This is a genomic window from Corallococcus sp. AB018, assembly GCF_003986945.1.
Lineage (GTDB): Bacteria > Myxococcota > Myxococcia > Myxococcales > Myxococcaceae > Corallococcus > Corallococcus exiguus.
The window spans coordinates 17,755-27,503 of the sequence record NZ_RAWR01000148.1; the positions used below are offsets into that span (position 1 = coordinate 17,755).

At 70.5% G+C, this 9,749-nt stretch carries 8 protein-coding genes; 2 read left to right on the forward strand and 6 right to left on the reverse strand.

All coding sequences use genetic code 11. The features are described from left to right. Positions 1 to 25: 25 nt before the first annotated feature. Complete coding sequence (locus D7Y11_RS27700) at positions 26 to 1,444, reverse strand: hypothetical protein (RefSeq protein ID WP_126935198.1); 1,419 nt, start codon at positions 1,442 to 1,444, stop codon at positions 26 to 28. A 235-nt stretch (positions 1,445 to 1,679) separates the two neighbouring features. Between D7Y11_RS27700 and D7Y11_RS27705 the strand changes: the two genes are divergently transcribed. After that, positions 1,680 to 3,980 carry a S8 family serine peptidase gene (locus D7Y11_RS27705; RefSeq protein ID WP_126935199.1) on the forward strand — a complete coding sequence of 767 codons (2,301 nt, stop codon included), beginning with the start codon at positions 1,680 to 1,682 and terminating at the stop codon, positions 3,978 to 3,980. A 130-nt stretch (positions 3,981 to 4,110) separates the two neighbouring features. On the opposite strand, the gene D7Y11_RS27710 is transcribed toward D7Y11_RS27705, so the two are convergent. The 5 genes from D7Y11_RS27710 to D7Y11_RS27730 all read right to left on the reverse strand — a co-directional run bounded on the left by D7Y11_RS27710 (position 4,111) and on the right by D7Y11_RS27730 (position 9,001). Next, positions 4,111 to 4,587 carry an SMI1/KNR4 family protein gene (locus D7Y11_RS27710; RefSeq protein WP_120578438.1) on the reverse strand — a complete coding sequence of 159 codons (477 nt, stop codon included), beginning with the start codon at positions 4,585 to 4,587 and terminating at the stop codon, positions 4,111 to 4,113. Between the two features lie 5 nt (positions 4,588 to 4,592). Next, positions 4,593 to 5,234 (reverse strand): hypothetical protein, encoded by a 642-nt coding sequence (locus tag D7Y11_RS27715; protein WP_126935200.1) that lies wholly within the window; start codon positions 5,232 to 5,234, stop codon positions 4,593 to 4,595. A 105-nt stretch (positions 5,235 to 5,339) separates the two neighbouring features. Then, positions 5,340 to 6,794, reverse strand: coding sequence for a hypothetical protein (locus tag D7Y11_RS27720; protein WP_233597178.1), 1,455 nt, complete (start codon positions 6,792 to 6,794; stop codon positions 5,340 to 5,342). A gap of 113 nt (positions 6,795 to 6,907) precedes the next feature. Further along, the gene (locus D7Y11_RS27725; RefSeq protein ID WP_126935201.1) at positions 6,908 to 8,383 is read right to left on the reverse strand and encodes a hypothetical protein; all 1,476 of its coding nucleotides are present in this window, start codon (positions 8,381 to 8,383) and stop codon (positions 6,908 to 6,910) included. Between the two features lie 123 nt (positions 8,384 to 8,506). After that, a complete protein-coding gene (locus tag D7Y11_RS27730) occupies positions 8,507 to 9,001 on the reverse strand; it encodes a peroxiredoxin (protein WP_120578434.1) in 495 nt (164 codons plus the stop codon). 127 nt (positions 9,002 to 9,128) lie between these two features. On the opposite strand from D7Y11_RS27730, the gene D7Y11_RS27735 reads away from it, so the two are divergent. After that, positions 9,129 to 9,749, forward strand: a 621-nt coding sequence (locus D7Y11_RS27735) for an FHA domain-containing protein (protein WP_158642006.1), incomplete at its 3' end; no start/stop codon positions are given.

The window sequence follows — 9,749 nt, forward strand, 5'->3', positions numbered from 1 at the left end:
CCATACCCCGCCCGGGACGGCGGGACTACGACATCGGGACGGTCTCGGCCGGGGGGCGCGGCTGCGCCGGGGCCGGGGTCCGCGGCTGCGCCGGGGTGGCGGCCTCGGGCGGCATGGACTCGAGCGGGCGGCGCGCGGCGTTGGGGTTCCGGGTGTCCACGGTCGAGTTGTAGAGCGTCGTGGCGAAGGTCTGCTGCCCGTTGGTGGACAGCGTGCGGAAGGCGCGGTCCAGCGCCTGCTGGCCGCCCTGCAGGCCCTGGCCCATGGTGCGCTCCACCAGCGCGCGCGCCTGCTGCTCGTTGAGGCGCGCCGTGAACGGGCCGGTGCCGGACGCCGCCGCGTCGTCGCTGGAGAAGGCGCCGCGCGCCATGGCCGCCGCGTTCGGATCCGTGAAGGTCAGCTCGTAGCTCGTCTCCGGGGGCTGACCGGGACGCGTGGTGGTGGTCGCCACCACGGAGTCGTTGATGGCCGTGCGCGCCCGGCCGTTGCCGTCCGCGCCCACCTGCATCTCCGTGGACTGGGTGCTGCCCGCCACGTTGCGGTCCGTCTGGCGCACGGTCTGATCACCCGCGCCGTCCGCGGTGAGGCGCGTCTGGCGCTCGGTGGTGGCTACCTCGCGGCCCAGCACGCGGCCCTCGCGGGTCTGGTCCAGGGTGTCCGTGCGGTTCACGTTGCTCACGCCCGCACCGTTCTCACGGGGCAGCTGGCCGGTGCGCATGAAGTCGTCATAGGCAGCGCGGCCTTCCGGCGTGCGGATGTTGAAGTCCGCGGACTGGGTGTGCCCCAGGCGCTGATCCTGCCGGCCCTCCAGGCCGCGGATGTTGGTGGCGTCCCGCTGGCGGCCGTCGCTGGTCACCGTGGCGCGCACGGTGTCTTCCGACGTGCGCTGCACCTCGTAGCGCTGCGTCTGGGTGCGGTCATACGACGTGCTCAGCCCCAGCCGCTCGCCCAGCCGGCCCGGGCCCGCGCGCAGGCCCGCGTTGAAGCCCGCTTGGCCCTGGACTTCCGCCCGGGCGCGGGTGCCCACCGGCCACGTCTCCGGGGAGGCGGGGTTGGGCAGCTGGCCATTGCGGATGGCGTCCGTGGCGGCCTCGCGCGGCACCTCCACGCGCAGGCTTCCCTGTAGCCCGAACGAACCACTCGCGTTCGCCGTCCCCAGGCGCGTCGGAACGCCGCCCCGGGGCGTCGAGCCGCGGTTGCCCACCTGGCCCTGGGCCTCCAGGACGAAGTTGTCACCCTGCGTCGTCACCCGGGCGCGGCCCGAGGGGCGCAGCGCGGCGGCGGGCGAGAACGAGTCGCGGTTGCGCTCCGCCGCGGCCTGCGCCTCGGGCGGCTGCTGCGCGGGCGCCTGCGGTTGCGGCGCGCTCGCGGGGCGGTTGGCGGGAACCGTCGACTGCGTCGGCTGGAAGGTCGGAGTGGGACGGTTCGGATTGATGGAAGTCATGTGTATTGAGGTTATCGACCTTTCCGGCGGTTTGTTTCCGCTCAGTGTGTGGCTCTTACACTCCTGATTGTTGAGAGATTCGGGCTACTTCCACCCATCCAGAACCACTTGGACCTACCAGGAGCGAACGCCCCGGACGCAAAAAGCACGCCCTATTGCAACTGAGTGGCAAGGACTTGAAATACAATCTTAATACGTATTACAGGTTATTCTCACTTTGAAGGGAGTGCACGACATGCAGAACATGCGGAAGCAGTTCTCGACGTCTCGTGGTGGCTGGCGGCCGGTGACGGCGCTGGTGCTGGGCTGCACCCTGGCGGTTCCGGCTGGAGCGCTCGCGGCGGAGCGCCCCCCTTCATCGGCCACGCGGGCTCCGGCGGCGCCGGGCGCGGCGGTGGCGACGGCGCTCAAGGCAGGGGGTACGACGCTGGCGACGCCGTCGGGACGGGTGTTCCACCAGACGGCGCGACCGGTCAGCGGCCTGCGCAGCCTGGACGTGGTGCGGGACACCGGCGTGCAGCTGCACGTCTGGCGTGAGCGGCAGGCGGACGGCACGGAGCGCGCCTTCTCCGCGTACACGCGCGGCGGCTCGGAGCTGCTGGGCCGCGTGCAGCAGGAGGAGTACCTCATCCGGTTGGCGGAGGCGTCGTTCGACCCGCTGGCTCGCACCGCGCCGCTGTTGGGCAACGCGCTGGTGGCGGACCGGGACAACACCTTGTCGCTGGTGCAGTTCCACGGCACGCCGCTGCCGGAGTACCGCGAGACGATCGAGAACGCGGGCGGCAAGGTGCTGCGCTTCCTGTCGGACCACACGTACCTGGTGGAGATGCCGTCGGAGGTCCGCGCCCGGGTGTCCCAGCTTCCGGCCGTGCGCTGGGTGGGGGACTACCACCCGGAGTGGCGCCTGGAGCCGGTGCTGCGGGACGCGCTGCTCGGACGGGCGGCGGCGCTGGCGCCCCAACGCTACTCCATCATGCTGGGTGAGGGCGGCGCGGCCCGCCAGGCCCGCGTGACGGCGCTGGTGGAGCGGCTGGGCGGCAAGGTGGATCTGGTGGAGCCGGGCGGCCTGCGCGTGGAGGCCACGCTCAACCAGGAGCAGCTGGCCTCGGTCGCGCGCGCCAACGAGGTGCAGTTCATCGACCGCTGGGGCGGCCCCGGCGAGGTGGACATGGACATCGTGCGCGAGACGGGCGGCGCCAACTACGTCCAGGGGCTCAAGGGCTGGAACGGGCAGGGCGTGCGCGGGGAGATCTTCGACACCGAGCTGCGCACCACCCACCGTGAGTGGCCGACGACGCCCATCATCCACAGCACGGGCACGTCCTCCGGTTCGCTGCACGGCACCAGCTGCTACAGCCACAACTTCGCCAGTGGAGTGGATCCGCTGGCCAAGGGCATCTTGCCGGGCGGGCAGGGCATCTTCTTCCTCTACTCGGAGTCCACGCAGTTCGGCGGCACCAAGTCCCGGCTCGCGATGAACCAGGAGCTGCTCAACCCGAACGGCCCCTACCGCGCGGTGTTCCAGACCTCCAGCGTGGGCAGCACGCTGACGACGGCGTACACGACCATCTCCGCGGAGGTGGACGACTACCTGTTCAAGGCGCCCCTCCTCAGCACGCAGTCGCAGAGCAACAACGGCTCACGCAACTCCCGGCCGCAGGCGTGGGCGAAGAACATCGTCTCCGTGGGCGGCATCCGGCACTACAACACGCAGGCGCGCACGGATGATCGCTGGTCGTCGGGCGCGAGCATCGGCCCGGCGGCGGACGGCCGCATCAAGCCGGACCTGGCCTTCTACTACGACAACGTCCGGGGCGCGTACGGCTCCTCGGACACCGCGTACACGGAGTTCAGCGGCACCAGCTCCGCCACGCCGCAGACGGCGGGCTTCTTCGGCTTGCTGCACCAGATGTGGCACGAGGGCGTGTGGGCCGGCCACGGCAAGAAGGCGGACGTCTTCACCAGCCGCCCGAAGATGGCCACCGCCAAGGCGCTGATGATCAACGGCGCGTCCAAGTACAACTGGCTGGCTGGCGGCGCCAACGCGGACATTGACCGCAACAAGCAGGGCTGGGGAACGTCTGACGTCAAGCGCCTGTATGACCGCGCCGCGAAGACGTTCGTCGTGGACGAGACGGATGTGCTCGCGCCGCTCGGCTCCAGGACGTACTCCTTCACCGTGGCCAGCGGCGAGCCGGAGCTCAACGTCACGATGGTCTACACGGATCCCATGGGCACGGTGGGTGCGGCGCGGGCGCGCATCAACGACCTGTCCCTGCGCGTGACGGCGCCCAACGGCACCGTGTACTGGGGCAACAACGGCCTGACCGCGGGCAACGTCTCCACGTCCGGCGGCGTGTCCAACAAGGTGGACACCGTGGAGAACGTCTTCCTCGCGAACCCCGCCGCGGGCACGTGGAAGGTGGAGGTCCTGGCGGATGAGGTGGTCCAGGACGCCCACACGGCGACGGCGGCGGTGGACGCCAACTACGCCCTGGTGGTGAGCGGCGTGAACCTCAACGCGAAGGCGCCGTAGTCGTTCCGTGCGCGGGCTCCGGTGTGTCCGGGGCCCGCGCCGTCGCGGTCAGTGCGGGGCGTCCGCGGGCTTCGCCGGGGCCTGCTGCTGGACCAAGGGCTTCGCGGCGCGCTGGATTTTCAGGCCCATCTCAGCGACTCGGTGACTCGCCGCTCAACCAGAATGCACGGTTGCCGCTGCGCAGCGCCCGCTCCAGGAACTCCGCGAAGCTGGATGCGATGCACTCCATCTCCTCCGGGAATGTCTCATGGAAGGCGTCGAACAGCGGGTATTGGCCCGCCTCGCGCTGGGTGCTGTCCAGGACGACGTAGTCGGAGTCCTGCATGTCCACCAGCGTGAATACGGACGGCGCCCCGTCCCGGTCCTCGTCGCTGGCTCGGATGGCCAGGCGGGCGCGGCGGATCTCCGCGAGCGGCAAGACGCGGTAGAGGGCATCGACCCGTGGCGCGAAGAGCGTGCACCCGTCGCAGTGCAGGTAGAAGGCGCGCAGGTCCTCGTCCAGTTCCCACCCGACGCGCGCCTCGAAGGCGGCCAACTGCGCGAGCGTCGCGGGCGCGTTGGGGAAGTGGAGCCGGGAGACTTCGGCCAGGAGCGGGTCCATGGGCATGGCCGTCAATCCACGTAGGGCCGCTCGGGGCCCGGCTTCAGCCACTGGCCACCCGGCGCGTAGCAGGCGGGATACTCGCGGTTGAGCACGCCGTGCACATCGTCGGGCACCGGGAGGACGTTGTCGCGGGCCACCGGCGTCCCGCCGTGCCCCAGGTCAAAAATATGGTGCCCCTGCCAGTTGACACCGCCTGTCGATGGCCAGCCGCCGAACTCGCGGCCCCACTCATCGCGGAACGCGTTGCGAGAGTTCTTCCATGTGTCCCGGCGCCACTTCCCGTCCGACACCTTCGGAAAGTCGCAGCAGCAGTGGGTGATGGCAAGGCGGCCGCCGGCCTCCGCGGGCATGAAGAGGTAGCGCCCCTGCCAGTCCCCCTTGATGTCCGCCAGCCACATGCAGCCCATGAGCGGGTAGCCCTGCGCTGCGCACTTCGACTCGCAGCGGGACAGGAACGCGGCGCTGCACTGCCAGGGCCCGTAGTAGATGGTCGTGCGGAGCTGCCCGCCGTCCGGCGTCCTGACGACCGACCCGACCCATTTCGCGCGCGCCGGACTGCCGCCCCCACCGACAGTTGCCGATCCGCACCCGACGAGGGCGAGGAACACGGCTGCGCTCGCGAGGCTGCGGATGGTGAAAGTGGCTGCCATTGCAATCCATGACAACACGGCAAGTTGAGGTTGAGAGGCGCGGCGTGCCCTGTTGGTCGCTTCCGTGCGCGGGCTCCGGCGGGTCCGGGGCCCGCGCCGTCGCGGTCAGTGCGGGGCGTCCGCGGGCTTCGCCGGGGCCTGCTGCTGGACCACGGGCTTCGCGGCGCGTTGGAGGACGGGCAGGGACGGGCTCAGCGTGCCCAGGTAGAGCCGGCCGTGGAAGCCTGTCTCGCCCGGCGCGTCGAAGAGGGCCACCTTGCGCGGCGTGTTCGGCTCCTGGCGCGCGTCCGCCGCCGGGTTGATGCCGTGCACGTCACAGTCCACCTGCTGCCAGACGTTGAAGCGGCAGGCGAAGTGGGCCCCGCGCGCGAAGCCCACGTCCAGGGCCCGCACGGGTGAGGAGGGCAGGGCGGCGGTGAGGCGGTGGCCCATGGGTTCGAACTTCGAATCCCAGTTCACGCCACCGGTGCGCACGTGCACGTCGCCCGCGAGCACGAGCATCCACGCGTCCGGGTTCTCCTTGCGGAAGGCGATGAGGTTCGCGGCCATCTCCTCCTCGCGCGCGTTGCCCGCCGCCTGCTTGGAGTCGAACGCCACCACCGACACGGCGTGGCCCTGGTGCCGCAGGCGTCGCGCGGACTCCAGCAGGTGGATGACGCCCGCGCTGCTGCGGCCGTCCTGATCCACGCGGCGGAAGAAGTCGCTCAGCACGAGCAACCGCTCCAGGTCCGCGTCCGTGCCGGCGCTGGTGAGGTACTCGTCGAGCGCGCCCTGATCCACGGACGGCACGGACAGGGCCAGCGCCACCGGCAGCTTCTTCGCCGTGGCGTCGCAGAGCATCCGCGAGGCGGCGTCCGGCAGTTCGCGCGTGCCCATGGGGTCCGCGACCAGCACGGTGCCGCCCTGCGTGAGCAGCGCGTCCACGCCCTCCACGGGGTCACCGCAGCGGGGCGCGGCTTCCGGGGTCTCCGGGGTCCAGCCGGCGACCTTCACGTCGCGCACGGGGATGGAGGCCTTGCCGCCGACCAGTTCCAGGGAGGGGGCCATCTCCAGGCGCATCAGCAGCTTGCGCTCCTGGGGCAGGTCGCGGATGCCGCGGCGCAGCCGGAAGCCCTCCATCTGCGGGACGGCCTCGAAGGTCTCGTGGGCGAACACCTCGCGGTTGTGGTTGTAGTAGTGGTCGTTCCGCTTCTGGCTGCCCGGCTCGGGCGTCTGCTGCGTGACGGCGTCCTCCGCCTCGCGGTACTGGAGCCGGAAGATGCGCACGATGGACTGGCGCGGGCCGACCTCTTCGGGGCGCACCAGGTAGCGTTCGAAGGTGCGGTTGCCGCGGACGTTGACGCCGATCTCCCAGGACTGGGAGTACAGCTCATGCGTGGTGTTGTTCTCGAAGATGTCCAGTCGCTGCTCTTCCAGCAGGCGGCGCGCGACGAACATCGCCTCATCCAGAGGCACCAGGTACACGCGCTCCACGGTGGGGATGGGCTCCGTGTCCAGAGGATCCCCATCCAGCCCACGTGAGATGCCCGTGCACCCCGTCATGCACAGAAGTCCCAGCATCCAGTGCATCCGCATGGTCCTGCCCCCTTTCGTGGAAGGGGACGGCCCAAGGCAGCACCATCCCCGGACGCTTGAGTCTAGCACTCCGGGTGTGGAAATTGCGCCACCCCGTATCAGTGCTCCGCGTCCGCGGGCTTCGCGGCGCCCGGCTGCTGCTGGGCCACGGGCGGCGCGGCGCGCTGGATGACCGGGGGTGAGGCGTTGAGGGCTCCGACCCAGAGCCGGCCGTGGAAGCCCGTGTCGCTGGGCCCGTCGAACATGGCCACCTTGCGCGGCGTTCCCGGCTCCTGGCGCAGCTCCGGGGTCGGGCTGAGCGCGAAGACGTTGCAGTCCACCTGCTCCCAGACGTTGAACCGGCAGGAGAACTGCGAACCTCGCGCGAAGCCCACCTCCAGCGCCTTCACCGGCGACGCGGGCAGCGCCTTCGTCAGCCGCCAGCCCAGCGGCTCGAAGTCCTTGTTCCAGCTCACCGGCTTCGTGCGCACGTGCACGTCACCCGCGAGCGCCAGCAACCACGTGTCCGGATTCGACTGGCGGTACGCGATGAGGTTCTTCGCCATCTCCGCCTCGCGCGCGTTGCCAGAGGCGTTGTTCGAATCGAACGCCAGCACCGTCACGGCGTGCCCCTGCGCGCGCAGCCTCCGGGCCTGCTCGATGAGGCGGAGCAGGGCGCCGCTGCTGCGGCCGTCCTGATACACGCGGCGCCAGAACGAGCTGACCACCAGCAGCCGCTCCAGGTCCGGGCCGTGGCCCTCGCTGGCCAGGTAGTCGTCCAGCGCACCCTGGTCCTCCGACGGCATGGACAACGCCAACGCCACCGGCAGCTTCTTCTCCACCGCGTCGCAGAGCATCCGCGTGGCGATCTCCGGCAGCTCGCGCGTGCCCAGCGGATCTCCCACCAGCACCGTGTTCCCGGCCGTGAGCAGCGGCTCCACGCCCTGCAGCGGCTCCCCGCACTTCACCGGCGGCGGCTGGGCCGTGTCGTCATCCCAGCCCTCCACCTGCACGGCGCGCACGGGCGCGTTCGTCCTGCCGCCCACCAGCTCCAGCGACGGCACCATCTCCAGCCTCGCCAGCAGCTTGCGCTCCAACGGCAGGTCGCGCGTGCCGCGCACCATCTTGAAGCCCTCCATGTCCGGCACGCCCTCGAACGTGAAGCGCTCGAACGTCTTCCGGGAGAGGTACTTCTCCTCGTCCGCGATGCGCTCGTTGAGCCACTTGGGCTTCACCTCGATGATCGTGTCCTGCTCGCGGTAGCGCAGGCGGAAGACGCGGATGACCGACTGGCGCGGCCCCAGCGACGCGCCCTTCACGAAGTAGCGCTCGTAGGTGCGGTTGCCGGGGAGGTTCACCCCGGGCTCGTGCGCGGACGTGTAGAGCTCGTGGTGGCCCTCGCGCTCGAAGACGTCGTAGCGCTGCGACTCGAAGACGCGCCGCATGGTGAAGAGCGCCTCGTCCAGCGGGACCAGGTACACCGTCTCCTCGGTGGGGACCTCCTCGTCCTCCGGCGTGTCGTCATGGAGGTCCTTCGTCAGGCTCGCGCAGCCGCCGACGCACAGCGACAGTCCCAGCAACCAGTGAAACCGCATGGCATGACCTCCGGCCCACCCGATGTGCTCCGATGTTGCTAGCGACGGGGGTGCGGCGTCCCGGCTCCCACGGCCGGGACGACGGGAATCAGTCTACCGGGAAACGCACGGCAAACACGTGTGTCAGGCAGAACGGGTGGGAGCGGCTCCCTGGCCCGTGAGCGAGCGGACGACATCCAGCGCGTGTTCGGCGTGCTTCTTCACCTGGATTTGCGACTCGAACGCGTAGCGGATGGTGCCGCCCTTGTCCGCGACGAACGTCACCCGGCCGGGCAATAGCCCCAGGAAGTTGGTGCCCACCCCGAAGGCCTTGCGCGCCGCGCCATCCGGGTCGCTGAGGAGCCGGAAGGGGAGGCGGTACTTGGCGACGAACTTCTCGTGGGACTCCGCGGAGTCGCTGCTGATGCCCACCACGTCCGCGCCCGCGTCCGTGAAGTCCTGGTACTGATCCCTCAGGCTGCAGGCCTGGACCGTACATCCCGGGGAGTCGTCCCTCGGGTAGAAGTAGATGACCATCGCCTTGTCACCCAGCAGGTCGCGCAGGCGCACCGGCGCGCCGCCCGGCCCCTGCAGTGTGACATCCGGAACCGCATCCCCTTCTTTCAGCATCTTGGCCATGAAAGTCCCTCTCCTCCCGGGTGGGAGCATGGACCGCGCACGGCCTGACCCGCAAATCAATCAGGACAACCGGGTTGCCCGGAATTCAAGGGCCTGGGCATTCTTTCGAGGAATGGAGCCACGCGACATGATGGACACCGAGGACTCCCGCCGGGGGCCCTCCCGCGCCGCCCCGGCGGACCGGCTGTACCTGCTGCTCCTGCAGGGGAACACCTCCACGCTGGTGCCGTTGCCCCGGGAAGGGGCGGTGGTGATTGGCCGCGCGGTGGGGGCGGACGTGGTGGTGGAGGACGCGTCGGTGAGCCGCCAGCACGCGAAGGTGGGCGTGGCGGAGGGCGAGGCGTTCATCGCGGACCTGGGCAGCCACAACGGCGTCCGGGTCAACGGCGAGCGGGTGCAGGGGACGCGCCCCCTGGACGGCGGCGACGTGGTGACGCTGGGCAACGTGACGCTGGTGTTCCACCGGGGCGAGCGGCCCCTGCCGGAGCGGCGGGCGCTGGAGACCGAAGGGCTGCGGGCCCGGCTCTCCGAGGAACTGGACCGGGTGCACAGCTCGGGCCTGGCGGTGAGCGTGCTCGCGCTGGAGGTGGAGTCCGCGCGGGTGCCGCAGGTGGAGCTGGTGCGGGCGCTGCACGGCGCGCTGCGGTTGATGGACGGGGTGGGACAGGTGGGCGGCACGCTGATGGTGCTGCTGCCGGACCTGTCTGGCGAGGAAGCGGAAGCGGCGGCGGCGCACCTGGTGTCGGTC

Bases quoted from the DNA above. Each gene is read 5' to 3' on its own strand.
- D7Y11_RS27700 (WP_126935198.1), bottom strand. From the start codon at position 1,444: ATGACTTCCATCAATCCGAACCGTCCCACTCCGACCTTCCAGCCGACG.
- D7Y11_RS27705 (WP_126935199.1), top strand. From the start codon at position 1,680: ATGCAGAACATGCGGAAGCAGTTCTCGACGTCTCGTGGTGGCTGGCGG.
- D7Y11_RS27710 (WP_120578438.1), bottom strand. From the start codon at position 4,587: ATGCCCATGGACCCGCTCCTGGCCGAAGTCTCCCGGCTCCACTTCCCC.
- D7Y11_RS27715 (WP_126935200.1), bottom strand. From the start codon at position 5,234: ATGGCAGCCACTTTCACCATCCGCAGCCTCGCGAGCGCAGCCGTGTTC.
- D7Y11_RS27720 (WP_233597178.1), bottom strand. From the start codon at position 6,794: ATGCTGGGACTTCTGTGCATGACGGGGTGCACGGGCATCTCACGTGGG.
- D7Y11_RS27725 (WP_126935201.1), bottom strand. From the start codon at position 8,383: ATGCGGTTTCACTGGTTGCTGGGACTGTCGCTGTGCGTCGGCGGCTGC.
- D7Y11_RS27730 (WP_120578434.1), bottom strand. From the start codon at position 9,001: ATGGCCAAGATGCTGAAAGAAGGGGATGCGGTTCCGGATGTCACACTG.